Raw genomic sequence first — 23,078 nt, 5'->3', positions numbered from 1 at the left:
CCCTTACTGCAGCCCGGAACGCCCCGGACCTCACCCGAGGTCCGGGGCGTTCCTCATTCGACGAGAGGCCGACCGTGGACCTGATCGACACCCCGATCGACGAGGCCCTGCTGCGCGGCCATCTCGACCTCGAGCGGACGGCGCGCGGCCTCCTCCCCCACCGGCTCCCCGCCGCGGCCCGCCGCCGCATCCCGGACGCGCGACTCGCCTCCGCCGAGGCGCAGCCCTCGGGCGTGCGCCTGGTCCTCCGGACGGCCGCCACCGTCATCGAGCTCGAGGCGCTGCCGACCAAGCGCGCGTACGCCGGCCTCCCCGCGCTGCCCGACGGTGCCTACGACCTCCTCGTCGACGGCCTCCCCGCCGGGCGCACGACGGTGCCGGAGGGCAACGTCGACACCGTCGTCGACATGGTCACGCAAGAGGCGGAATTCACGGAAGGGCCGTCGGGCGTCGCTCGCTTCACCGGCCTGCCCGCGGGCCGGAAGGACGTCGAGATCTGGCTCCCCCATAACGAGATCACCGAGCTGATCGCGCTGCGCACGGACGCCCCGGTGGCGCCGCAGGCGCCGCGCGAGCGCCGCTGGCTGCATCACGGCAGCTCGATCAGCCACGGCTCGGGCGCCGCTCACCCGACAGGCACCTGGCCCGCGATCGCCGCGCAAGCGGGCGGGGTCGACCTCGTGAACCTCGGCTTCGGCGGCAGCGCCCTGCTGGACCCGTTCGTCGCCCGCGCCATCCGCGACACCGTCGCCGACCTGATCAGCCTCAAGATCGGCATCAACCTCGCCAACGCCGATGTGATGCGCCTGCGCGCCTTCACCCCGGCGGTCCACGGATTCCTCGACACGATCCGCGACGGGCATCCCACCACTCCGCTGCTCGTGGTCTCGCCCATTCTGTGCCCGATCCAGGAGGAGACGCCCGGCCCGGTCATGCCCGTCCCGGCCGACGGCGGCGGCGTGCGGTTCGAGGCCACCGGCGATCCCGCAGAGGTCCGCGCCGGAAAGCTGACGCTGGCGGTCATCCGCGACGAGCTCGCGCGGATCGTCGAGGACCGGTCGGGCGAGGATCCGAACCTGCACCTCCTCGACGGACGCGCCCTGTACGGCCCGGATGACAACGCGCGCCTGCCGCTGCCCGACGGGCTGCATCCCGACGCCACCACCCACCGCCTGATCGGCACCCGCTTCGGCGAGGTCGCCTTCGCTCCGGGCGGCGCCTTCGCCCGGTGAGCGCGGAAAGAGCACCATTGTGACACCATTCTTGAACAGCGTTTTTCCATAAATCCCGCCTGGCAGTGTTGACGTGACACCATAGTGGTGTCATAGTTGACGCCATGGACATCACGCCCTTCGTCACCGACCTCCAGCGCCAGCTGATCACGGCCGCCGAGCGCGACTTCGCCGACGCCGGCGACAACGGCGTGGACGACGCCCGCGCCTCGGCCGAGCGGCTCGCATCGGGCCTCGACGCCACCACCCGGCTGGTGCTGCTGGACGCCCTGTCCGCCGCGGCCGCCGAGATCACCCGCGACCTCGTACCCGGCTCGGTCGACCTCCGCCTGCGGGGCCGCGACATCGAGTTCGTCGTCGCCGCACCCCGGCCGGAGCCCGAGGACGAGGCGACGACCGCACCGGGGGTCGACTTCGACGACAGCAGCACCTCGCGCACCACCCTCCGCCTGCCCGACGCCCTCAAGTCCCAGGTCGACGAGGCCGCAGCGGCGGAGGGCGTCTCCGTCAACACCTGGCTGGTGCGGGCCGTCGCGGCGGCCCTCGCCCCGCGCAAGCGCCGGACCGCGCAGCGCGCGCTCCGCACCGGCGACGACTTCGCAGGCTGGGCGCGCTGATCCGCTCCTGACACCCCCACTCGACGACCACAACCGAACACCCACCGAAAACCCCGCGCCCCGCGGGGTCGGCCGAGCACACCCTCGAAAGGTCCCCGTCATGCCCGTCTTCCCCACCCCCGAGCCCATCGACCTCGCCATCAACCTGCAGGTCGGCGACATCGACGTCATCGCCACCGACCGCACCGACACCGTCGTCACCGTCACTCCCAGCTCCCCGAACAAGGCAGCGGACCTCCGCGGCGCGGAGGCCACCCGGGTGGAGTTCGACGGCGCCCGGCTCACCGTGATCGGCCCCAAGCCGAAGTTCGGCCTCATGAGCCTCATCGGACCGAGCGAGTCGGTGGACGTCACCGTCGAGCTGCCCGCCGGATCCCGGTTCACGGCCGAGAGCGCCGTCGGCGGCGTCCGCACCGAGGGCCGCCTCGCCGCCACCCGGATCAAGGCGACGACGGGCACCGTCGACCTGGACACCACGGGCGACCTGTGGCTGCGCGCCGGGCACGGCAACGCCACCGCCCGCTCGATCGACGGCTCGGCCGAGATCACGGCCGACCACGGCCGGATCCGCATCGAGTCGGTCGCCGGCGACGCCGTGCTCAAGGCCTCGCACGGGAGCATCGGCGTCGGCGAGACGCTCGGCGGCGTCGAGGCGAACCTCTCCTACGGCGATCTCGACATCGACCGCGCGGTCGGATCCGTCGCGGCGAAGACCGCCTACGGCGCCATCACCCTCGGCGAGGTCTCCGGCGGCGTCATCGACCTCGAGAGCAGCTACGGCAAGCTCACCGTCGGTGTGGCGGAAGGGGTTCCGGCCTGGCTCGACCTGTCCTCCAAGGAGGGCCGCGTCCGCAACCACCTCGACGAGCGGCTCCCCGAGGCCGCCACCGGCGACCACGTCGCGGAGCCGATCGGCGACCACGTCACCGTCCGCGCCCGGGCCAAGTTCGGCGACATCGACATCCGGCGCGCCCGCTGAGCGCGCACCAGACGACCGAGGAGACACCATGACCATCACCACCACCGCGGCCATCGAGGTCCGCGGTATCGAGAAGTCCTTTCGTGACCTGCCCGTACTCCGCGGCGTCGACTTCGACGTCGTCCCCGGCAGCATCTTCGCCCTGCTCGGGGCGAACGGCGCGGGCAAGACCACCCTGGTCCGCATCCTGTCCACGCTGCTGCGCCCCGATGCGGGTACCGCGGTCGTGCACGGCTACGACGTGACTGCGGAGGCGCAGCAGGTGCGCGAATCCATCAGCCTCACCGGACAGTTCGCGGCCGTCGACGAGATCCTCACGGGGCGCGAGAACCTGGTGCTGGTGGCACGGCTGCGGCACCAGGACGACCCCGGCGCCGTCGCCGACGAGCTCCTGAACCGGTTCCGCCTCACGGACGCCGGTGGCCGCAAGGTCGCGACCTACTCGGGCGGCATGCGCCGGCGCCTCGACATCGCGATGAGCCTCATCGGCGATCCCGCGGTCATCTTCCTCGACGAGCCCACCACCGGTCTCGATCCCGAGGCGCGGATCGACGTCTGGCAGGTCGTCCAGGAGCTCGCACAGCGCGGGACCACCGTGCTGCTGACCACGCAGTACCTGGAGGAGGCCGAGCAACTCGCCGACCGGATCGCGATCCTGCGCGACGGGCGGATCATCGCGAACGGGACGCTCGCCGAACTCAAGCGGATGCTGCCCGCGGCGAAGGTCGAGTACGTGGAGAAGCAGCCCACCCTCGAGGAGATCTTCCTCGCCCTCACCGGCACCCGTTCCGATGCCCCCACCACGGAGGACCGATCATGACCACCTACCCCGTCTCCGACACCGGCGCCCTGCTGGGTCGTTCGCTCAAGCACATCACCCGCAGCGTCGACACCATCGTCACCACCGCGATCACACCGATCGCCATGATGCTCCTGTTCGTCTACGTCTTCGGCGGCGCGATCAAGGGCAGCACCGGCGACGCGAACTACGTGAACTACCTGCTTCCCGGAATCCTGTTGATGGCCATCGCCTCCGGCATCGCGTACACGGCGCTGCGGCTGTTCAACGACATGCAGGGCGGCATCTTCGAGCGCTTCCAGTCGATGCCCATCGCGCGGTCGTCGGTGCTGTGGGCGCACGTCCTCACATCGATGGTGGCGAACGCGATCACGGTGGTCATCATCATCGGGGTGGGGCTGATCATGGGCTTCCGCAGCTCCGCCGGACCGCTCGCATGGCTCGGCGTCACCGGGATCCTCATGCTGTTCACGATGGCGCTCACGTGGATCGCGGTGGCGGTCGGGCTGACGGCGAAGTCGGTCGACGGCGCGACGGGCTTCTCCTACCCGCTGATCTTCCTGCCCTTCATCAGCTCCGCCTTCGTCCCCACCGACACCATGCCCGGTCCGGTGCGCGCCTTCGCGGAGAACCAACCGGTGACCTCGATCGTGAACACGATCTCGGCGCTACTGGCGGAGCGTCCCGTCGACAGCGGCGATCTCGTCTCCGCGCTCGCCTGGTGCGCGGGCATCCTGGTGCTCGCCTACGGCGGCGCGGTGCTCGCCTACCGGCGCCGGATCGGCTGAGCCGCCGCACGACCGCGGCCGGCGCCCCGTCTCGGAGTGCCGGCCGCGGCGTCGGTGTCCGCGGGTCAGTCCGTCGTCTTCTGGTGCGTGGGCGTCGCGAAGAACTGCACCACCACGAAGGCGATCACGAGCGCCGCGGCGGGGAGCAGGATCGTCGAGCCCATCGCGTCGGCGAACGGGCCGCGCAGGATCCCCGGCAGAGCGCCCGTCGTCATCGCTCCCCCGCCGCTCGCCGCATGACCGGTCGCGGCGGTGAACTTCTCCTCGATCTGGTGCTGCATGAGCACGCCGACGGCCGCGCTGCCCAGCACGGCGCCGACCTGGCGAGTCATGTTGTAGACGCCCGATCCCGCGCCGGCGAGCTGCAGCGGCAGGTTCCGGTTCGCGGTCGCCGCGAGCGGTCCCCAGATGAAGGCGTTGCCCACACCCATGAGCGCGATCGGGGCGAGGATGCCGATGACCGGGGTGGTGTCGTGCGCGACGAAGGCCAGCCAGAACAGGGCCGCGGCGTTGGCCGCGAAGCCGAATCCGGTGAGGTACTTGGGGTGCACCTTGTCGGCGAGCTTGCCCGACGGTGCCGCCAGCGCACCGGAGATCACCGCGAGCGGGATCAGCAGCAGCGCCGAGCGGGTGGGCGTGAGCCCCATCGACTTCTGCGCGAAGAGCATGAGCGGGATCGACATGCCCGTGACGGAGAAGCCCATGCACGCGATCGCGGCGTTGGCGAGCGAGAAGTTGCGGTCCTTGAACAGCGTGAGCGACATGAGCGGCTCGGCCGCCTTCGACTGCCACCACACGAAGACGACGAGCAGGATCAGGCCGCCGAGGATCATCGTCCAGATCCCGGCCGACCAGTCCTCCTTCTGCCCCTCCTGCAGGCCGAAGGTCAGCAGGAAGAGGCCGAGGGCGCTGAGCACGATGCCGGGGATGTCCAGCTTGTGCTTGTGGGTGGGCAGGTTCGGCACGAGGATCACCGCGGCGATGAAGGCCGCGATGCCGACGGGGACGTTGACGAAGAAGACCCATTCCCAGCCGAGCCGGTCCACGAGCACACCGCCGGCCAGCGGGCCGACGAGGATCGCCACGCCGGCGACCGAGCCCCACAGCGCCATCGCGGTGCCGCGCTTGTTCGCCGGGAAGGTGCGGGTGATGACGGCCATCGTCTGCGGCGTCATCAGCGCAGCGCCGAGTCCCTGCACGACGCGGGCGGCGATCAGCATGCCGATGGATCCGGAGAGGCCGCACCACGCCGACGAGAGCGTGAAGATCGTCAGGCCCACGAGGTAGAGCCGCTTCGGCCCGTACATGTCGCCGAGGCGCCCGGCGAGCAGCAGGGGCACCACGTAGGCCAGCAGGTATCCGCTCGTCACCCAGATGACACCGTTGAGGTCGGAGCCCTTGGTGAGGTCGATCCAGATCGCGTCGGTGGCGACCGAGACGATCGTCGAGTCCACGAGGATCATGAAGAAGCCCACGACCAGCGCCCACAGCGCGGGCCAGGGCCGGTAGCCCGAGGGCAGGCCGGGCAGGGCACCCGGATCGTACGGCTTCGCGCCGGTGGTGGCGTCATTCGTCATGACAGGTCGCCTTCCATTTCAGGGTCTCGTCGTCGAGTCGTTCGACGGTGCGCCGGAGCCAGTCGGCCTCGGCGGTGCGCATCGCGATGAGGTAGTCCAGGTCGAGCAGGTGCATCTCGGCGGCGTGGCCCAGCGCGCGGGCGTGTCCCGCCCGCATCGCCGCGACCTGCCCCTCGAGCCGCTCCAGCCGGGCGGCGAACAGCTCCCGCACGCGGTCGCGGTCCAGGTTGTGCGCCTCGGAGACCGCGAACGGGAAGCTCGGGTACTCCTCGGCCGGTTCGGCGAGCAGGTCCGCGACGGTGGCCTGCAGCCGCTCCCGGCCCGAGTCGGTGATCGCGTAGGTGGTGCGTTCGGGCCGATTGCCGTCGCGCTCCGTGCCCACGCCGACGACCATGCCGTCCTCCGCCAGCCGGTTCACCGCGTGGTAGAGCGAGCCGGCGCGGAGCTTGACCACGAGGTCCTCGCGCCGCTCGGTCATCGTCGTGAACATCTCGTAGGGGTGCATGTCCCGCTCGGTGAGCAGCGCCAGCGCGGCGATCGCCAGCGGGGTCAGCGCCCGTTCTCGGGCCATGGTCCACCTCCGATCGTGCGCTCGCCGGACACGCTACTCCACGATTACTCCAGATGGAATATTCGATGTGGATGAAACGGGCGAACCGGGGCGAACCGCACCACGGGTCAGCGCGGGGTGATGGTCATGAGCGGAATCGGACGATCGATCGTGGCCTGGAACGCCGCGAGATCGGGGTTGTCCGCGAGCGCCCACCGGGCGAACTCGGCGTACTCCTCCCCCTCGAGCACCCGGGCGGTCGCGGGCACCGTCCGGTCCCCGATCTCGATGACGACCGAGGGCTCCTTCCGGGCGTTGTGCCACCACGCCGGGTACGCCGTCTCGATGAACGAGCTGACGTACATCTGTTCGCCCCGGTACAGCGGTCCGAGCGGCACGGTGTGCGGGCGACCGGACCGGGCGCCCGCGGTGGTGAGTAGGACGAGCGAGCCGCCCTGGTAGGCGCCGCCGACCACGCCGGCGTTGGCCCGGAACTCGTCGATCACGTTCCGGTTCCAGTCGCCGATGGTCTCCTCGGTCAGCGTGTTCCAGGGCATCTCCGGGTCGTCGTAGGAGCCCGGTTCCGGTGTCTTCTCAGTCATACCCACGAGTCTCGGGGGTATTGGTGTCAGTTCCCGTCCGCTATGAGATCGGTGACGCGCCAGGCCCGCGCGGGGGAGGGCTTCTTGCCGCACGACATCATCCGCGGCGGCAGCTCCTCGGAGGTCACCGCCATCCGCCACGTTCGCCCGTCCTCATGCCGGACGGTGACGGCGCCGCCACCGTCGGACCCGGTGCGCAGCACGTCGGGACCGACGGGGCCGAGGAGCTCGCGGACGGCGACTTCGGCGGCCTGTTCGGCCGGCGGGATGGACGAGCGGCCGCGGAGGCCCGCTGTGGCGACGACGCCGGCGCGCGCCGCGTCCAGGGCGCCCTGCGCCTGCCCTTCCGTCACCCGGCCGTAGGTGTGGCCGGCGGGCAGCACGATGAGCACCGGCGCGAAGCGGTGGCCACCCGTGTGCGAGCACTCCCACACCACCGGGTCGGTGTAGCGGTCGGCGAGCGCCGCGGCGATGGGCCGCCCGAGCACGGCGCAGCAGACGTCGCGTTTGCCGTTCGTGCACACCAGGGCGATGGGCCCCGCGGGTTCTCCGGCGGCGGGGTCGTCCAGGGGCAGGCCCGGGATCTCCGCGTAGTCGGCGACGGTGAACTCGCGCAGCGCGGTCCTCCCCGGCACCGAGTCGGCGACGAAGACCCGCATCCGCCCGCGCGGGGCCCCGATCCGGCCCGGACGCCGGATCAGCAGCACCCGCAGGCCGCGGGACTCCGCGAACCGCTCCACGGCCCCACCCACCTCCGGCGCGAAGGTCTCGCCCGAGAACGGGTCGCGGCCCCAGCCCGACTCGTTCTCGATGCACAGCCAGCCGGTCTCGGTGGTCGCGGTACCGGGGAGCGGCTCGTCGGTGAAACTCGAACAACGCTCCGTCATTCCGCCACCGTAGCCGACTACGATGAGCGCGATGATCGCGCGCACTCCCTCCACCGCGGGCCGGGTCCTCGCCGTCGTCGGCCTGCTCGGCGCGCTCGCCGCCCCGGCCGCCGCGACGCCCGGTCCGCCGCCGTCCCCCACGCCCGGCCCGGCGGCGAAGACCCTCGTCACCGATGCCTGCCCGCACAAGCGGGTGCCGCCACCGGCGGTCGACGAATCCGAGGTACCGAAGCCCGGCCAGCCGACGCCCACGCCGCTCGCGGTGCCGGACCCGCCCGTCGGGGGCGGGAAGCTGGCCGGTTGCGGTGTCGTCGTGCCCGACGGTGCGCCGCCCGTCCCGGCCGGCATCGACTCCGCGGGGTGGCTCGTCGCGGACGTCACGGACGGCACCGTCGTCGCGGCGAAGGATCCGCACGGGCGATACCGGCCGGCCAGCACGATCAAAGTACTGCTCGCGCAGGTCGCACTGCGCGATCTCGACCTCGGCACGGTGGTCGTGGGCACCGCGGAGGACGCGGCTCAGGAGGGCAACGGCGCGGGCGTGAACGTCGGCGGCCGCTACACCGTCGAACAGCTCCTCGAGGGCCTCCTCCTGGCCTCCGGCAACGACGCGGCGCACGCCCTCGCCCGGCAGCTCGGCGGCGTCGACGCCACGCTGACCAAGATGAACGCGCTGGCGGCGTCGCTCGGCGCACGCGATACGCGCACTGCGTCGCCGTCCGGCCTGGACGGGCCCGGCATGAGCTCGAGCCCGTACGACATGGCCCTCATCCTGCGGGCGGCCCTGCAGGACAAGCGGTTCGTGGAGATCGCCGCCAAGCCCCAGGTCACCTTCCCCGGCCACCCTCCGGTGCCGACCACCGCGCCGTCGACGCCGCCCCCGCCGGGGCAGAGCTCGCCGCCGGCGCCGACCTCCGTGGCCCCGTACCCGATCGTCAACGAGAACCGGCTGCTCACCGACTTCCCCGGGGCGGTCGCGGGCAAGAACGGCTACACCGACGACGCCAAGAAGACCTTCGTCGGCGCGGTCGACCGGGACGGTCACCGCTACGTGATCGTCCAGATGTTCGGCCTCTCGCAGACCGGCAACACCTACTGGGATCAGTACCGCCGGCTCCTCGACTACGGGGTCGCGTTGCGCGGCAAGTCCGTCGGCACGCTGGTCGAGGCCGACGGTTCCGCGCAGCGGCCCGAGCGCGGCAGCCAGGACCCGGTCGTCGAGAGCGGCCCGTCGGGGATGGGCAACGGCACCCGGCTGCTGATCGGTCTGGGCGGCCTCGCCCTCATCGCCGTCCTGGTGGGCGCCGCCATGCGCACCAGCCGGGGTCGCTGACGTGGTGACCGCGCCGCTCGGGACGGCCGCGGTCCCCGACAAGGGACTCCGCTCGAACTCCCTGGGCCTGCTGAGCAACATGGCGATCGGCCTGTCCTCGACGGCCCCCGCGTACAGCCTCGCGGCCACGCTCGGCGGCGTCGTCGGGCACGTGCAGGGCAAGGCCCCGGCGATGTTCGTCGTCGCCTTCCTCCCGATGCTCATGGTCGCCGTCGCCTACAAGGAGCTGGCCGCCGACACCCCCGACGCGGGTACGACGTTCACCTGGGGCAGTCGGGCGTTCGGCCCGTGGATCGGGTGGATGGGCGGCTGGGGTCTCGCGGTCTCGGCGATCATCTGCCTCGCGAACGTCGCGGAGATCTCGGCGGCCTACCTCCTGCGTTTCGTGGGATTGGACTCGCTCGCCGACGACCGGGCGGCGGTGGTGGGCTTCGGATGCGCGCTGATCGTGGCGATGACCTGGGTGTCGTACCGCGGGATCGTGGTCTCGGAACGGATGCAGAACGTCCTCATGTCGATCCAGTTCGCGGTGCTCGGCGTGGCCGCCGTCGCCGCGCTGTGGGCCGTGTACCGGGGTACCGCGGGGCCGCAGGCCGTGCGGCCGACCTGGGACTGGCTCGACCCGACCGGGCTCAGCGCCTCGCAGATCGCCGCTGCGGTGATCCTGTGCATCTTCCTCTACTGGGGCTGGGACGCCTGCCTCGCCGTGGGTGAGGAGACGAAGGACTCCTCGTCCACTCCCGGCCGGGCGGCGGTCCTCGCGACGGTCGTGCTCATGGGCACGTACGTGCTCGTCGCCGTCGCCGTGCAGTCCTATTCGGGCTTCGGCTCGACGGGGCTGGGGCTGGGCAACACCGACAACCACGACGACGTGCTCACCGTGCTGGGGCATCCCGTCGGGGGCGCGCTCCTCGCGGGCCTCCTGGTGCTGACGGTCGCGTTGTCGGCGCTGTCGTCGACGCAGTCGACGGTGCTGCCCACGGCGCGCGGCACCCTCGCCATGGCCGTCTACAAAGCCGTTCCCGAACGTTTCGCGAGGGTGCACCCGAAGTACCTGACGCCCTCCTTCGGCACGGTCGTGATGGGCGCATCCGCCCTCGTCTTCTACCTCACCCTGGCACTGCTGAGCCGCAACACCCTGGAGGACTCGATCAGCTCCCTCGGATTGGCCGTGGCCTTCTACTACGCGATCACGGCGTTCGCGTGCGCGTGGTACTTCCGGCGCACGCTCCGGGCGTCGCTGCGGAACCTGGTGCTGCGCCTGGTCTTCCCCGTGATCGGCGGGGTCGCGATGATCTGGGCCTTCGCGCAGAGCGCGATCGACATGATCGCACCCGACTACGGGCAGACGGTGATCGGCGGCATCGGCGGCGTCTTCGTGATCGGCATCGGCATGCTGGTTCTCGGTGTGCCGCTGATGATCGCGTGCGCCGTCACCCGCCCCGCCTTCTTCCGCGGCCGCACATTGCCGCGGGCGACCGCACCCGAGGACGCCTGAGCCGCGCCCGGCCCGGTCAGCGCTTGCGGCGCAGCAGCGAGCCGAGTCCGAGACCCGCGACGAGGCCCGCCGCGCCCGCGAGCGCGGTCCGGCCCCCGTCGGGCTCCGCGCGGATGACCGGCGAGATCACCACGGGCTCCGGGGCGGCGGGGATCACGTAGCGCTGGTTCCGCGGATCCGTGGCGGCCCACGCCGTCGCGAACAGGATGATCCGCGCGGTGAAGTAGATGAACAGCATGATGCCGAGGATCGGGCCGAAGGTGGCGCCGGCCGGTCCCTTCATGGCGCTCCCGATGAGCAGGGTCGCGAGCTGCGTGAGGATCATGAACGCGACGGCAGCCATGAGGCCGGCGCGGGTGGCGTTGCGCCACGGGAACTGCACGCGGGGCAGGCGCGCGATGACGAAGGTCCACAGGACCCACAGGGCGAGGAGCGTGACCAGCAGCGTCGCGCCCGAGATCACGAAGTGCAGGCCGGGCATGTCGTCGAGCCCGGCGGCGTCGAGGAGCTTGCTCGTGAGCGGGCTGCTTCCCGCCGCCATCAGCGCGATGCACGCCACGAGCGCGACGAACAGGCCCGCGAGCGCGCCGAGGTCTGCCAGCTTGGTCTTCACGAAGTTCTGCTCGGGCACCTCGCTGTCCCACATCTCGGTGAGGCCGGCGCGGACGTTCGCCATCCAGCCGAGTCCGGCCCAGAGGGCGCCCGCGAGACCCACGACGCCGACGGTGCCGCGCGAGGCGATGGCCTGGTCCACCAGGTCGCTCACCGACTTGCGCAGGCTCTCCTCGCTGATCACGGAGTTGACCTGATTCTTGATCTCCGCGAGCAACTCGGCGTCGTTGATGAGGATGTAGCCACCGATGGCGAAGGCCACCATGATCAGCGGGAACAGGGCGAAAACGCTGAAGTAGGTGATCCCGGCGCCGAAGTAGTCGCCCTTCTTGTCCTGGTACCGCGTGGCCGCGGCCACGATGTGGTCGAACCACGGCCATTTGTCGCGGTACTTCTGGAGCATGGGTGAACGTCCTCCTGCAACTGCACAGTTGTCTAGGGCGCCAGGAACCCTACCCTGTCGTAGACGTCGGCGAGGGTGCGGGACGCGATCTCGCGCGCACGCTCGCGGCCCGAGGTCAGGACCTTGTCGAGCTCGGCGCGGTCGTCGAGGTAGACCTTGACGCGGTCACGCAGGGGCGTGGCGAACTCGACGAGGACGTCCGCGACCTGGGTCTTCAGGTCGCCGTAGCCCTTGCCCTCGTAGGCGCGTTCCAGTTCTGGGATGGGCGTGCCGGTGAACGCCGACTCGATGGTGAGCAGATTCGACACGCCGGGCTTGTTCTCACGGTCGAAGCGGATCTCGCGCTCGGTGTCGGTGACGGCGGACTTGACCCGCTTCGCGATGATCTTGGGATCGTCGAGGATGCTGATCAGCCCCGCGTCGGACTCGGCCGACTTGCTCATCTTCGCGGTGGGGTTCTGCAGGTCGTAGATCTTGGCGGTGTCGGAGACGATGTACGCCTCGGGCACCACGAAGGTCTTCTTGAAGCGGGTGTTGAAGCGCTGCGCCAGATTCCGGGTGAGCTCGAGGTGCTGCCGCTGGTCCTCGCCCACCGGCACCAGCTGGGGGCGGTAGAGCAGGATGTCGGCCGCCATGAGGATCGGGTAGGTGAACAGGCCCACCGACGAGCTGTCGGTGCCGTTCTTGGCCGACTTGTCCTTGAACTGCGTCATCCGGCTGGCCTCGCCGAATCCGGTGATGCAGCTGAGCACCCAGGTCAGTTCCGCGTGCTCGGGGATCTGCGACTGGACGAACATCGTGGAACGGGCCGGGTCCACGCCGAGCGCCAGCAGCTGCGCCGCGGCGAAGACGGTGCGCTCACGCAGCGCCTTCGGGTCGTGCGGCGTCGTGATGCCGTGCATGTTCGGGATGAAGTAGAAGGTCTCGAACTCGTCCTGCAGCTGCACCCACTGCCGAACCGCGCCCAGGTAGTTGCCGAGGTGGAACGAGTCCGAGGTCGGCTGGATGCCCGACAGCGCACGCTGTCGCTTCGCGGGGGTGGTGGGTGCGGGTTCGGTCACGGTTGTCGAGTCTATCGACCGTCCTCCGGCGCGTCGCCTCAGTATCCGGCCCGACCGCACCGGCCGGGTCTTTCGTTCCCGAGCCCGCCGCCGGGCCTACTCCGCGTACTCGACGGTGACCGGCGCGTGGTCGGACCAGCGCAGGTTGTACGCGGCGGCGCGTTCGACGCGGGCGGACACCGCCCGCTTGGCCAGCGCGTTGTTGGCGATCTGCAGGTCGATGCGCCAGCCGGAGTCGTTGTCGAAGGCCTTGCCGCGCCAGGACCACCAGGCGTACGGGCCGGGGACGCCGGGATGCAGCTCCCGCACGACGTCCTTGAACGCGCGGCCCTCGCCGATGTACTCGCTCATCCAGGCGCGCTCCTCGGGCAGGAAGCCCGAGTTCTTGACGTTGCCCTTCCAGTTCTTGATGTCCAGCTCGGTGTGGCCGATGTTCCAGTCGCCGCACACCAGGACCTCACGGCGCTTGCGGCCCAGCTTCGCCAGGTAGGCGCCGAATTCGGCGCGGAAGCGGTCCTTCTCGTCCTGCCGCTCGGTGCCGACGTCGCCCGACGGGAGGTACAGCGAGCCGACGGTCAGCCCGTCGAAGTCCGCCTCGAGGTATCGGCCGGCGTCGTCGAACTCCGTGCTGCCGAAGCCGATGCGCACCGCATCCGGCTCGCGCCGCGAGAGCACGGCGACGCCGTTGCGGCCGGCGGTCGAGGACTCGGCGGCCGCGAGGTGCCAGCCCTCCTCCAGCGCGGGCGCGAGCGCCGTCAGCGTCTGCTTGTGGGTGGCGCGCACCTCCTGTAGGAGCACCACCTCGGCCCGGGTCTCGCGGAGCCACGGCAGCATGCCGAGGTTCTCCTCGGAGCGCTGCTTCACCGCCGCGCGGATGCCGTTGACGTTGATCGAAGTGATGATCATGCGAGCGCCTCCACGGTGAGGCCGGCCCCGGCCCAGGCGGACCGCACCGCGGGACCGTCCGCAGCGTCGGACACGGACAGGAGCACCTGCACCTCCCGGTCGGCGAGCACGGCGACGAAGGTCGCGAGGGCGCCCGTCTCGTCCGCCAGTACCTGCTCGGCCTCGGCGATGCCGAGCACCACGAGCGCGGGACCGCCGAGCCAGTCGAGGTCGCCCAGGCTGTCCGCGAGGGCGTCCCAGTTGGCGCCGAAGTCGAGCGGGAACTGGAGCACGGCCGAGACCTCGTCGAGGAGCGCGGCCTTGGTGCGCATGCGGCTGCCGCGGGCGACGAGCACGCGCGGCCGCTCGCGCCGCTTGAGCGTGTCGAGATCGGTACCGGTCAGCGCGGCGCCGGCGCCGGCGCTGAGGAACTGCGGGAGGGTGCTCATCGGATCCTCGTGAAGGTCTCGTAGTGGTCCAGGGTGTACCAGGCGCCGCCGTCGGCCCCGGTGATGATGCGCTCGGCGTCCCGGCCGCGGCCGGACTTCTTCACGTTGACGTCCCACTCCGTGTACTTCGCGCGCTTGCCCTGCTTGTCGGTCGCGGGCAGGCGCCGCTCGAAGTTGCCGAAGTTGCGGCCGCCCTGGGTGCCCGAGCCGTCCTTCGGCGGCCAGGTGCCGGCGTCGATCCGGGCGAGCGTCGCGAGAACGCGCTCCGGCACCGCGGAGTTCGACGGTCGCGCGGCCCCCGACACGCCACCGGCCGTGGCTGCGGCGCCAGACGTCGACGCGGCGGCGGGTTTCGCGGTGGCCGTGGGTTCAGCGGGCGACGTGCCGCACGCCACCAGCCCGAAGACGGTGAGCAGCGCGATCGCGCACAGGGCGAGAATCCTTCGCATAGCCCAAGACCCTACCGAGGGGCACCGACGGGTTCCGCGGTCCGCCGGGCGAGCAGCATCCCGATCCCGAAGACCACCAGGCCCGCCAGCGCCAGCGCGCTGCCCGCCAGTGCGGGCGCGGTGTACCCGCCGCCGGCGCTGATGACGGCGCCGCCGAGCAGGGCGCCGAGCGCGTTGGCGATGTTGAGCGCGGAGTGGTTGAGCGTGGCGGCCAGGGTCTGCGCCTCGCCCGCGACGTCCATCAGGCGGGTCTGCAGGGCGGGCACGAGCGCCGAGGCGGTGAGGCCGATGAGGAAGAAGAGGGTGACCGCGGCGAAGGGCTGCGGCGCGAAGAGCGAGAACAGCGCCTGCAGCACGACCAGCGCCGCGAGCGCCACCGCGATCGACCGGGTCACCGAGCCGTCGGCCGCGCGGCCGCCCACCGCATTGCCGATCACCATGCCCACGCCGTACGCGGCGAGGACGGCGGGCACCGACGCCGCGCTCAGGCCCGACACGGAGGTCAGTGTGGTGGAGATGTACGTGTAGACCGCGAACATGCCGCCGAAGCCGACCACGCCGGTGAGCAGCGCGAACCACACCTGCGGGCGCGCCAGTGCCCCGAGCTCGGTGAGCGGGTTGGTCACCGGGATCTGGACGGACGGGAGGTAGGCCAGGAGCGCCGCCACCGTGACGGCGCCGATCACCACCACGACACCCATCGCGTACCGCCAGCTCAGGGCGGTTCCGAGCCAGGTCACCAGCGGCACGCCGATCACGTTCGCGACCGACAGCCCCATCAGCACCTGGCCCACGGCCCGGCCGCGCTCGGCCGGACCGGCGAGGTGCGCCGCGACCAGGGCGGCGACCCCGAAGAAGGCGCCGTGCGGCAGACCCGCGACGAAGCGCGCCGCCATGAGTGTGCCGTACGTCGGCGCGAAGACCGACAGCGCGTTGCCGACGGTGAAGGCGACCATCAGCGCGATGAGCAGGACGCGGCGGGGTACGCGCGCGAAGGCCGCGGCGATGAGCGGTGCGCCCACCACGACGCCCAGGGCGTAGGCCGAGATCACGTGGCCCGCCACCGGCTCGGTGACCTCGAGATCGGCGGCGATGTCGGGCAGCAGCCCCATCGCGGCGAACTCGGTGGTGCCGATGCCGAAGCCGCCGAGTGCCATGGCGCCGATGGCGAGTCTGGTCCGGGCAGAAGATTCCACGTAACGGTGTAACACCGCGGCGTCATCCGCGCTTCCCGCCGCGCCTGTGACCTCGTTCACGACGATTCCCGTCGGTTATGCTGCAGACAGTGGTCATGAGTGTCAGCGCGCAGCCCCGGCTTGCTGACCGGCAACCCTCCACCGCGGTGGGGTGCCCCGGGTGATGACCCGGTTCCCCGGCGGTCGCCGCCGGGTGACAAGCGCGAGGAGAGGTTCGGTGACCATCAGCACCCGCACAGGCCGGTCCGTCGACAGCCCCCTGGGCGACTGGGCCCGGGTTCCCGACGGGGCGATGCAGCGGGTCTCGCTCGGTCCGCTCGTCCTCGAATCGGGCGAGGTCCTCGAGGACGTGACGATGGCCTTCCAGCGGTGGGGTGCCCCCACGGCGGCCCGCGACAACGTGGTGATGGCGCTGCACGCCCTCACGGGGGACTCGCACGTCACCGGCCCGGCGGACGCGGAGCACCGGTCCGCCGGCTGGTGGGACGGGCTGGTCGGCCCCGGCGCCGCGGTCGATACCGACGAGTGGTGCGTCGTCTCGGCGAACGTCCTGGGAGGGTGCTCGGGGTCGACGGGGCCGTCGTCGATCGCACCGGACGGCCGGCCCTACGGCTCCCGGTTCCCGGTGATCACCGTCCGCGACCAGGTGGAGGCGGAGGCCGCCCTGCTGCGGGCGCTCGACGTGCACGACATCGCTTCCGTCGTCGGCGGATCCATGGGTGGCGCAAGGGCTCTCGAGTGGACCCTGATGTACGGCGACTTCCTCCGTTCGGCGCTGGTGCTCGCCGTCGGCGCCCGCGCGACGGCCGATCAGATCGGCACGCAGACCACGCAGATCGCCGCCATCAAGGCCGACCCGCACTGGCAGGGCGGCGACTACCACGACAGCGGTGTCCATCCCGACGCCGGGCTCGGCGTCGCGCGGCGGATCGCGCACCTGACCTACCGCACCGAGATCGAACTGGACAGCCGGTTCGCGAACCTCCCTCAGGGCGAGGAGGATCCGCGCGCCGGCGGCCGCTACGCCGTGACCTCGTACCTCGACCACCAGGCGGCGAAGCTGGTGAACCGGTTCGACGCAGGCAGTTACGTGGTGCTCACCGATGTGCTCAACCATCACGACGTGGGCCGCGGCCGCGGTGGAGTCGAGGCCGCGCTCCGCGGCTGCCGGGTCCCGGTCGTCGTCGGCGGCATCGATTCCGATCGCCTCTACCCGCTGCGTCTGCAGCGTGAGCTCGCCGAGTTCCTGCCCGGCAGTGGCGATCCGGTGATCGTGCACTCCCGCGACGGACACGACGGCTTCCTCACCGAGCGGGACGCGGTGGACGCATTACTCCGCCGGACGCTGGAGTTCGCGCGCCGCTGACGCGCGGCCCGTCAGAGCGCCGGTTCGGTGACCGTCGGCGCAGCGGCGTCGCCGGTGGTCGCCCCCGGCGCCAGCTCGGTCGACGTCGGGTCGGACCGTGCCGGTCCGGTGTTCACCGGATTCGAGCTCGACGTCCCCGTGCTCTGCGCGCCCCCCGCGCCGGGGGCGACGAGGCCGTTCTCGGCCGTGGGCCGCGGTGTCTCCGGAGTGGGCGGGTGGGCGCCCGCCCCGTCCGCCGGCGTGCCGGGAGCGGTGGTCCCGGACGGTGATCCCGTCGGCGTGCCGGTGGGGATGCTCGGGAGGATCGTGGTCGGCAGCGTGCCGGTCGGCGACGTCGGCGGGGCGGTCGGCGTCGGGGTCACCGGGGGCCTCGTCGTCGTGGGCACCACCGGCGGCGGCGCGAAGGTCGTCATCGTCGGCGTGACCCCGTCCCCGTCCCCCGGTTCGGGTGCCACGGTCGGGGGCGCGATCGGCTTCTCCGGCGGCAGCGTCGACGTCACCGTCGAGATCCGCTCCCGGGACGTCGACGTCGCGTCGTCGGAGGTCACCGAGTCGGAGGAGGTCGGGACCACGTCCTCGGTGCTGCGGGCGGCCGGGCCGATGATCCCGGTCGCGTACCCCGTCGCCAGCACCGCGCCGGTGAGCGCGGCGACCACGAGGAGCGGCAGGATCGCCGCGGTGAGCCGGACACTGTGCCCACCGAGGACGCCGATGCCGCTGTCGACCAGCGTGGACGGTGCGGTCCCCGCGGCCCGACGATCGGCCGCGATCAGCGCGGCACCGGACGCCGTGATCGTCTCGGGCTCGTCCACGAGGACGGGTTCGATACCCGCGTCCCGGGCGACGACGGAGACCGCTTCGCGCACAGCGGCGTTCAGGGCACCGGTACCGAGGACGGCGAGCGCCTCCGGGGCGACGGGCGCGCCGGCCACGGCCGACCGCACCAACGCGGCCACGTGATCGGCCGGGGCGGTGCCGTCACCGCCGACGACGACGGCGCGGGTGCGCCGCTCGGCCGTGATCGCACCGTCGCGGACGGTGTAGAGGCGAGTGCCGTCGACGCCGAGATCGGCGATGAGGGCGGTGTCGTACCGGGCGATGGAACCCCGTTCGCCGAGGCCGCGCAGGACGGCGTCCGTATCGCGGACGATGCCGGCGGCGCGGACGCCGCCTCGCGCGCCCAGGCGCACGGACAGCAGGTCGCGGCGCGAGCGGACGGTGACGGCCGAGGCGTCGACATCGCGTTCCGCATGGCTCGCGAGCAGGTCGAAGCCCGAGGAGAGCAGGTTGCCGCGACGCCCCAGCCGGTACGGTCCGGGGTCGATGGTGCGGGCCTGTCGACCGACGACGTGGCCGTCCTCGATGTCGAGGAGCACGCAGTGCACGGGCCCCGCACCCACGGACGCGCCGAAGGACGAGATCCTCATGGCACCTCCGATCGGATCGCTCATCGAGCCGTTATCTGACCACATCGTACCCGATGCCGAAACGTTACATACAAGAACTGAAACTCCAGGTTTCAAGTATGTCGATCACGTATCGAGCGGACTGATGCCCCACGAGACGACGAGGATCGCGGCGGCGGCGAGCGCGAGCACCGTCACGTCGAACCACCGGCTGCGCACCCGCAGCAGGCCCTGCCTGCGATCGGGGAGGAAGGCGCGGAGGAACGCGGCGAAGCCGGTTCCCGCGCCGAAGACGAACAGCCCACGACGCCAGTACTCGAGTCCGATCAGCACCATGCCGGTCGCGAGCACGCCGACGACCGCCACGTACCCCGCGTTCGCGATCACCGCGCGCACCACCCTGGCGCGCCGGTACTGCTCGGCCGCGGGTTCCGTCACTACGCTCCGCCCGAACGCGCGAGATCGCGCTCCGCGGCGTCGATCACGTTCCCCAGCAGGAAGGCGCGGGTCAGGGGGCCGACGCCGCCCGGGTTGGGCGAGAGGTGACCCGCGACCTCGGCGACGCCGGGGTCCACGTCGCCGCGCAGGCCGTCGGCGGTGCGGCTGACGCCCACGTCGAGCACGGCGGCGCCGGGCTTGACCATGTCGGCGGTGATGAGTCCGGGGACGCCGGCGGCGGCCACCACGATGTCCGCGCGCCGAACCTCCGCGCCCAGGTCCCGGGTGCCGGTGTGGCACAGGGTGACCGTGGCGTTCTCGGAGCGGCGGGTGAGGAGCAGGCCGATCGGGCGACCGACGGTGACGCCGCGGCCGACGACCACGACGTGCGCGCCGTCGAGCGGCACGTCGTAGCGGCGCAGCAGGTGGACGATGCCGTGCGGCGTGCAGGGCAGCGGCCCGTCCGCGCCGAGCACGAGGCGGCCGAGGTTGGTCGGATGCAGACCGTCGGCGTCCTTGGCCGGGTCGATCCGCTCGAGGATCGCGTTCTCGTCGATGTGCTTCGGGAGCGGCAACTGCACGATGTAGCCGGTGCACGCGGGGTCCGCGTTGAGCTCGTCGATCACGGCCTCGAGCTCGGCCTGCGTGATGTCCGCCGACAGGTCGCGCCGGATCGACTCGATGCCGACCTTCGCGCAATCCGCGTGCTTGCCCTTGACGTACGAGTGCGAGCCCGGGTCGTCGCCCACGAGAACGGTACCGAGCCCCGGAACGATCCCACGGGCCCGCAGCGCAGTCACGCGGTCTCGGAAGCTCTCGAAGAGTTCGTCGCGGGTCTTCTTACCGTCCAGTACGAGCGCCGTCACGGCCCACATCCTATCGCCCCCGGATCAGCGCGACGATTTCTCCCGGTTCGAGTCGCTTTCGTTCGCGATCCAACAGATACTGAGGCCATGACTCATCAGAATCCCCTTCAGCAGGACATCCAGCGGGACATCCAGCAGGGCGTCAAGTCGACGTGGCAAGCGATCCTGGCGCTGGGCGTCCTGTCCATCGTCCTCGGCGTCATCATCGCGGTGTGGCCCGGCCCCACCACGCTGGTCGTCGGCATCCTGTTCGGCGTCTTCCTGCTCCTCACGGGCGCCTTCCAGGTGATCGCCGGGTTGCTCGGGGAGACGCAGCACCGCGTGCTGACGGTGATCAGCGGCGCGCTCGCCCTCGTCCTCGGCGTCTCCTGCTTCCGCGACGACGTGGTCGACTCGGTGGCGATCCTCGGGATCTGGATCGGCGTCAGCTGGATCTTCTCGGGCGTCACGTCGATCGTCATCGGCATCTCCGACAAGCAGCTCCCGAACCGGGTGTGGGTCGTGATCCTCGGCATCCTCAGCCTCGCGGGTGGCGCGGTCCTCATCGCGTACCCGTTCTCCGTCGAGGTCCTCGTGCTGGTGGCCGGCATCTGGGCCGTCGCCATCGGCATCGTCCAGGTCATCTCGGCCTTCCAGCTGCGCAGCACCGCCAAGCAGGTGCAGCAGCGCGTCTCCGACCTGGTCGGCTGACGCCCCCTCCTCCCCCGAGTGCGGGACACGGGTGACAGGATCGTCACCCGTGTTCCGCATTCTGTTCTTCGAGCCCCGGATCGCCCCGAACACGGGCAACGCGATCCGCATCGCCGCCGTCACCGGATGCGAGCTGCACCTGGTGGAGCCGCTGGGCTTCGACCTGTCCGAGCCCAAGCTCCGCCGCGCCGGCCTGGACTACCACGACCTCGCGCACGTGAGCGTGCACGCCGACCTGGACGCCGCGTGGGCGGCCCTGCAGCCGAGCACCGTCTACGCCTACACCGCGCACGCGACACGGCACCATCACGAGGTCGCGTACGCCCCCGGTGACGTCCTCCTGTTCGGGCCCGAACCCACGGGGCTCCCGCCGGAAGTACTGGCCGACCCGCGCGTCACCGAGGCGCTCCGCATCCCCATGCTGGCGGGCCGCCGCTCGCTCAACCTCGCCAACAGCGCCGCGATCGTCGCCTATGAGGCGTGGCGGCAGAACGGCTTCGACGGGGCCGTCTGACGGCGCCGGGACGCCCCGGCGCCGTGCCGCGGGCTACCCGGCGGGCGGGTTGTAGCCGGTCTGGCTGTTGAGGAGCGGCCGCAGCTTGGCGGTCTTCTCCGGGGTCCACCCGGGCGGCTCCAGGATCGCGGCCCAGGCGTCCGCCGCGGCCTTGACGTAGCTGTGCCCGTGGCCGTCCGGGACGTTGACGGCCACCGCCATGTCCGCCGAGACCTGCAGGAAGGTCACGATCGGCACCCACGACACCGACGAGAGGACGTCGATCCCCCGCTTCTCACGCAACCAGTCCGGCTTGCTGAAGGCGAGCTCGGGAGTCCACCGGCCGATCGGGTCCGAGGCGTGCTGCAGGTAGACGACGCGCGGGCCGTTCCACGGCCCCGTCGGGCCGGCGAGGTCCTCCGCGCGCGCGGCGAACCGGACGTTGGCGCCCTCCTGGTAGACGGGCAGCCATTCCGGTGAGCCCGGGTCGCGCTGCTCCGTCAGCCGGACCCACATCTCGTTGTTGAAGGTCGGCCCGGAGAACAGGGCACCGTCGGTCCGGGCGAGCAGGTTGTTGAGCGAGAGGAACGGGGCCTCGCCGCCGAAGGAGCCGAGGCTCTCGCCGAAGACCACCAGCTTCGGCCGTTGTCCCTCGGGCAGGGCCTTGACCCGCTTGTCGACGGCCTCGAACAGGGCCTGGCCGGCGTCCAGTGCGTTCTGCTTGTCGACGAGGAAGGACAGCCAGCTCGGCAGGTACGAGTACTGCATGCTCACGATCGCCGTATCGCCGTTGTACATGTACTCGAGCGCGCCGGCCTCGGCCTCGTTCACCCAGCCCGTCCCGGTGGTCATCGCGACCGCGACCACCTTGCGGCGCAGGCCGCCGGTCCGCTCGAGCTCCAGCGCGGTCTTCTCCGCGATGGCCTGGTACCGGTTGGGATCGTCGGAATCCACGGAACCGAGGCCCGCGTAGGTGCGGATCGGCTCCACGGCGGGGGCGCCGTTGAACGCGGTGAGGTGCTCGACGGTCTGCGCGTTCGAGACGAAGACGCGCCCCTGCTTGCCCAGCGACGACCACTCGACGGTCGAACCCGGGCCACCCGAGCGGAGGGCGCTCGTGGGCGCGGGCCGGTCCGTCCCGCCCTCCCGGTTGACCTTGGAGAAGGTGCTGTTCATCGCGTCCATCGCACCGCGCACGACGACGCCGTTGATGACGCCGATCGACAGGACGAGGACGAGCCCGACGGCGACGACCGCCGCGACCCGGGGCGGGCAGTACGCGCCGAGCTTGCCGGCGATCCAGCGCACCAGCGTGCGCACGCCCTTGCCGACCTCCACGAAGACGTAGAGGAGCACGACCGAGAGGACGCCGATCTCCAGGTAGTCGACGAAGCGCAGGTACTCGACCTCCATGAGGTCCCGCAGTCGGGTCTGCCAGACGTCGAAGAACAGCACCACCCCGGTGGTCCCGGCGACGCCGATGCCGAGCAACCACCACCACGCCCAGCGGGGCGCGGGCGGCGTGGAGTCCTGGGAGCGCAGGAACCGGACGAGCCAGACGCCGAAGACCCCGAACATGTAGCCGAGCGCGCCGGAGCCGCCGCTGACCAGACTCTGGAACAGCGGGCCGCGCGGCAGGAGCGACGGGGTCAGCGACAGCCACAGGAAGACCAGACCCACCGCGGTCCCGGTGAAGGTGTAGCGGTGCGACCACCACTCGCGGACCCGGTCGAGAAGCGCGGCCGCTCCGGAGTCGTCGTCGCCGGGTCGCCCGGCCCCCGCCCCGCGCTCCGCCGCTGCGTCGGTCTTCGTATCGACCTCGCCCGCCGTCGCACCGGTCTGTGCGGTCTCCGTACTGGCCTCGGCGGCGGGCTTCGCCTCGTCGTTCATCCGACCTCCCCT

The 23,078-nt window shown here is 71.4% G+C and carries 24 protein-coding genes and 1 riboswitch; of the genes, 10 read left to right on the top strand and 14 right to left on the bottom strand.

The genetic code is table 11. From position 1 onward, the window contains the following. The first annotated feature begins 83 nt into the window (after positions 1-83). The 5 genes from FK530_RS03615 to FK530_RS03595 all read left to right on the top strand — a co-directional run bounded on the left by FK530_RS03615 (position 84) and on the right by FK530_RS03595 (position 4,415). Positions 84-1,232 carry an SGNH/GDSL hydrolase family protein gene (locus tag FK530_RS03615; RefSeq protein ID WP_146485653.1) on the top strand — a complete coding sequence of 383 codons (1,149 nt, stop codon included), beginning with the start codon at positions 84-86 and terminating at the stop codon, positions 1,230-1,232. A 104-nt stretch (positions 1,233-1,336) separates the two neighbouring features. Further along, positions 1,337-1,849, top strand: coding sequence for a toxin-antitoxin system HicB family antitoxin (locus tag FK530_RS03610; RefSeq protein WP_146485558.1), 513 nt, complete (start codon positions 1,337-1,339; stop codon positions 1,847-1,849). A 100-nt stretch (positions 1,850-1,949) separates the two neighbouring features. Beyond that, the gene (locus FK530_RS03605) at positions 1,950-2,828 is read left to right on the top strand and encodes a DUF4097 family beta strand repeat-containing protein (RefSeq protein ID WP_146485557.1); all 879 of its coding nucleotides are present in this window, start codon (positions 1,950-1,952) and stop codon (positions 2,826-2,828) included. A gap of 28 nt (positions 2,829-2,856) precedes the next feature. Beyond that, entirely contained in the window at positions 2,857-3,648 is a 792-nt protein-coding gene (locus FK530_RS03600) for an ABC transporter ATP-binding protein (protein ID WP_146485556.1), read from the top strand. Next, complete coding sequence (locus FK530_RS03595) at positions 3,645-4,415, top strand: ABC transporter permease (protein WP_146485555.1); 771 nt, start codon at positions 3,645-3,647, stop codon at positions 4,413-4,415. The genes FK530_RS03600 and FK530_RS03595 overlap by 4 nt, the downstream gene beginning before the upstream one ends. A gap of 65 nt (positions 4,416-4,480) precedes the next feature. Here the strand turns inward: FK530_RS03595 and FK530_RS03590 are convergent, their stop codons facing one another. From FK530_RS03590 to FK530_RS03575, 4 genes are all read right to left on the bottom strand, one after another. Continuing rightward, positions 4,481-5,992: a DHA2 family efflux MFS transporter permease subunit gene (locus FK530_RS03590; RefSeq protein WP_146485554.1), complete on the bottom strand. Its 1,512-nt coding sequence runs from the start codon at positions 5,990-5,992 to the stop codon at positions 4,481-4,483. Then, on the bottom strand, positions 5,982-6,563 hold the full coding sequence (locus tag FK530_RS03585; RefSeq protein WP_146485553.1) for a helix-turn-helix transcriptional regulator: 582 nt from the start codon (positions 6,561-6,563) through the stop codon (positions 5,982-5,984). The genes FK530_RS03590 and FK530_RS03585 overlap by 11 nt, the downstream gene beginning before the upstream one ends. A gap of 107 nt (positions 6,564-6,670) precedes the next feature. Then, complete coding sequence (locus FK530_RS03580; RefSeq protein WP_146485552.1) at positions 6,671-7,144, bottom strand: nitroreductase/quinone reductase family protein; 474 nt, start codon at positions 7,142-7,144, stop codon at positions 6,671-6,673. Between the two features lie 26 nt (positions 7,145-7,170). Further along, positions 7,171-8,031, bottom strand: a complete 861-nt coding sequence (locus FK530_RS03575) for a ferredoxin family protein (RefSeq protein WP_146485551.1) — start codon at positions 8,029-8,031, stop codon at positions 7,171-7,173. 31 nt (positions 8,032-8,062) lie between these two features. Here FK530_RS03575 and FK530_RS03570 point away from each other — a divergent pair, with 31 nt between their 5' ends. Next, entirely contained in the window at positions 8,063-9,364 is a 1,302-nt protein-coding gene (locus tag FK530_RS03570; protein WP_146485550.1) for a D-alanyl-D-alanine carboxypeptidase family protein, read from the top strand. 4 nt (positions 9,365-9,368) lie between these two features. Continuing rightward, positions 9,369-10,862 (top strand): APC family permease, encoded by a 1,494-nt coding sequence (locus FK530_RS03565; protein WP_146485549.1) that lies wholly within the window; start codon positions 9,369-9,371, stop codon positions 10,860-10,862. 16 nt (positions 10,863-10,878) lie between these two features. Here the strand turns inward: FK530_RS03565 and yhjD are convergent, their stop codons facing one another. The 6 genes from yhjD to FK530_RS03535 form a co-directional block, all read right to left on the bottom strand. Next, positions 10,879-11,877 carry an inner membrane protein YhjD gene (gene yhjD, locus FK530_RS03560; RefSeq protein ID WP_146485548.1) on the bottom strand — a complete coding sequence of 333 codons (999 nt, stop codon included), beginning with the start codon at positions 11,875-11,877 and terminating at the stop codon, positions 10,879-10,881. Positions 11,878-11,909: 32 nt separating this feature from the next. After that, positions 11,910-12,938 carry a tryptophan--tRNA ligase gene (trpS, locus tag FK530_RS03555; protein ID WP_146485547.1) on the bottom strand — a complete coding sequence of 343 codons (1,029 nt, stop codon included), beginning with the start codon at positions 12,936-12,938 and terminating at the stop codon, positions 11,910-11,912. Between the two features lie 96 nt (positions 12,939-13,034). Continuing rightward, a complete protein-coding gene (locus FK530_RS03550; protein ID WP_146485546.1) occupies positions 13,035-13,844 on the bottom strand; it encodes an exodeoxyribonuclease III in 810 nt (269 codons plus the stop codon). Then, positions 13,841-14,272, bottom strand: a complete 432-nt coding sequence (locus FK530_RS03545; protein ID WP_205124165.1) for a barstar family protein — start codon at positions 14,270-14,272, stop codon at positions 13,841-13,843. Before FK530_RS03545 ends, FK530_RS03550 begins: the two co-directional genes overlap by 4 nt. Further along, positions 14,269-14,721 carry a guanyl-specific ribonuclease gene (locus tag FK530_RS03540; protein WP_146485545.1) on the bottom strand — a complete coding sequence of 151 codons (453 nt, stop codon included), beginning with the start codon at positions 14,719-14,721 and terminating at the stop codon, positions 14,269-14,271. The genes FK530_RS03545 and FK530_RS03540 overlap by 4 nt, the downstream gene beginning before the upstream one ends. A gap of 11 nt (positions 14,722-14,732) precedes the next feature. After that, positions 14,733-15,878: an MFS transporter gene (locus FK530_RS03535; protein ID WP_146485651.1), complete on the bottom strand. Its 1,146-nt coding sequence runs from the start codon at positions 15,876-15,878 to the stop codon at positions 14,733-14,735. A gap of 130 nt (positions 15,879-16,008) precedes the next feature. After that, a riboswitch (SAM riboswitch) is annotated at positions 16,009-16,126 on the top strand. Positions 16,127-16,134: 8 nt separating this feature from the next. On the opposite strand from FK530_RS03535, the gene metX reads away from it, so the two are divergent. Then, a complete protein-coding gene (metX, locus tag FK530_RS03530; RefSeq protein ID WP_410468459.1) occupies positions 16,135-17,283 on the top strand; it encodes a homoserine O-acetyltransferase MetX in 1,149 nt (382 codons plus the stop codon). An 11-nt stretch (positions 17,284-17,294) separates the two neighbouring features. On the opposite strand, the gene FK530_RS03525 is transcribed toward metX, so the two are convergent. From FK530_RS03525 to FK530_RS03515, 3 genes are all read right to left on the bottom strand, one after another. Further along, positions 17,295-18,710, bottom strand: coding sequence for a hypothetical protein (locus FK530_RS03525; protein ID WP_146485544.1), 1,416 nt, complete (start codon positions 18,708-18,710; stop codon positions 17,295-17,297). 105 nt (positions 18,711-18,815) lie between these two features. Then, on the bottom strand, positions 18,816-19,127 hold the full coding sequence (locus FK530_RS03520) for a DUF3017 domain-containing protein (protein WP_231706479.1): 312 nt from the start codon (positions 19,125-19,127) through the stop codon (positions 18,816-18,818). Continuing rightward, positions 19,127-19,993: a bifunctional methylenetetrahydrofolate dehydrogenase/methenyltetrahydrofolate cyclohydrolase gene (locus FK530_RS03515; protein ID WP_191834198.1), complete on the bottom strand. Its 867-nt coding sequence runs from the start codon at positions 19,991-19,993 to the stop codon at positions 19,127-19,129. The genes FK530_RS03520 and FK530_RS03515 overlap by 1 nt, the downstream gene beginning before the upstream one ends. 87 nt (positions 19,994-20,080) lie before the next feature. On the opposite strand from FK530_RS03515, the gene FK530_RS03510 reads away from it, so the two are divergent. Next, positions 20,081-20,683 carry an HdeD family acid-resistance protein gene (locus FK530_RS03510; RefSeq protein ID WP_146485542.1) on the top strand — a complete coding sequence of 201 codons (603 nt, stop codon included), beginning with the start codon at positions 20,081-20,083 and terminating at the stop codon, positions 20,681-20,683. Between the two features lie 49 nt (positions 20,684-20,732). After that, entirely contained in the window at positions 20,733-21,197 is a 465-nt protein-coding gene (locus tag FK530_RS03505) for a tRNA (cytidine(34)-2'-O)-methyltransferase (RefSeq protein WP_146485541.1), read from the top strand. A gap of 33 nt (positions 21,198-21,230) precedes the next feature. On the opposite strand, the gene FK530_RS03500 is transcribed toward FK530_RS03505, so the two are convergent. Next, complete coding sequence (locus tag FK530_RS03500) at positions 21,231-23,066, bottom strand: alpha/beta hydrolase (protein WP_231706478.1); 1,836 nt, start codon at positions 23,064-23,066, stop codon at positions 21,231-21,233. Positions 23,067-23,078 lie beyond the last annotated feature (12 nt).

The sequence above is a fragment of the Tsukamurella conjunctivitidis genome (genome assembly GCF_007858475.1).
Classification (GTDB): Bacteria; Actinomycetota; Actinomycetes; order Mycobacteriales; family Mycobacteriaceae; genus Tsukamurella; species Tsukamurella conjunctivitidis.
The sequence above is the reverse complement of the archived record's forward strand: the minus strand, read 5'-3'. Positions and strand labels throughout refer to the sequence as shown.

Coding starts and splice junctions, on each gene's coding strand:
- FK530_RS03610 (WP_146485558.1), top strand. CDS start 1,337: ATGGACATCACGCCCTTCGTCACCGACCTCCAGCGCCAGCTGATCACG.
- FK530_RS03605 (WP_146485557.1), top strand. CDS start 1,950: ATGCCCGTCTTCCCCACCCCCGAGCCCATCGACCTCGCCATCAACCTG.
- FK530_RS03600 (WP_146485556.1), top strand. CDS start 2,857: ATGACCATCACCACCACCGCGGCCATCGAGGTCCGCGGTATCGAGAAG.
- FK530_RS03595 (WP_146485555.1), top strand. CDS start 3,645: ATGACCACCTACCCCGTCTCCGACACCGGCGCCCTGCTGGGTCGTTCG.
- FK530_RS03590 (WP_146485554.1), bottom strand. CDS start 5,992: ATGACGAATGACGCCACCACCGGCGCGAAGCCGTACGATCCGGGTGCC.
- FK530_RS03585 (WP_146485553.1), bottom strand. CDS start 6,563: ATGGCCCGAGAACGGGCGCTGACCCCGCTGGCGATCGCCGCGCTGGCG.
- FK530_RS03580 (WP_146485552.1), bottom strand. CDS start 7,144: ATGACTGAGAAGACACCGGAACCGGGCTCCTACGACGACCCGGAGATG.
- FK530_RS03575 (WP_146485551.1), bottom strand. CDS start 8,031: ATGACGGAGCGTTGTTCGAGTTTCACCGACGAGCCGCTCCCCGGTACC.
- FK530_RS03570 (WP_146485550.1), top strand. CDS start 8,063: ATGATCGCGCGCACTCCCTCCACCGCGGGCCGGGTCCTCGCCGTCGTC.
- yhjD (WP_146485548.1), bottom strand. CDS start 11,877: ATGCTCCAGAAGTACCGCGACAAATGGCCGTGGTTCGACCACATCGTG.
- FK530_RS03550 (WP_146485546.1), bottom strand. CDS start 13,844: ATGATCATCACTTCGATCAACGTCAACGGCATCCGCGCGGCGGTGAAG.
- FK530_RS03545 (WP_205124165.1), bottom strand. CDS start 14,272: ATGAGCACCCTCCCGCAGTTCCTCAGCGCCGGCGCCGGCGCCGCGCTG.
- FK530_RS03540 (WP_146485545.1), bottom strand. CDS start 14,721: ATGCGAAGGATTCTCGCCCTGTGCGCGATCGCGCTGCTCACCGTCTTC.
- FK530_RS03535 (WP_146485651.1), bottom strand. CDS start 15,878: ATGGCACTCGGCGGCTTCGGCATCGGCACCACCGAGTTCGCCGCGATG.
- FK530_RS03525 (WP_146485544.1), bottom strand. CDS start 18,710: ATGAGGATCTCGTCCTTCGGCGCGTCCGTGGGTGCGGGGCCCGTGCAC.
- FK530_RS03510 (WP_146485542.1), top strand. CDS start 20,081: ATGACTCATCAGAATCCCCTTCAGCAGGACATCCAGCGGGACATCCAG.
- FK530_RS03500 (WP_231706478.1), bottom strand. CDS start 23,066: ATGAACGACGAGGCGAAGCCCGCCGCCGAGGCCAGTACGGAGACCGCA.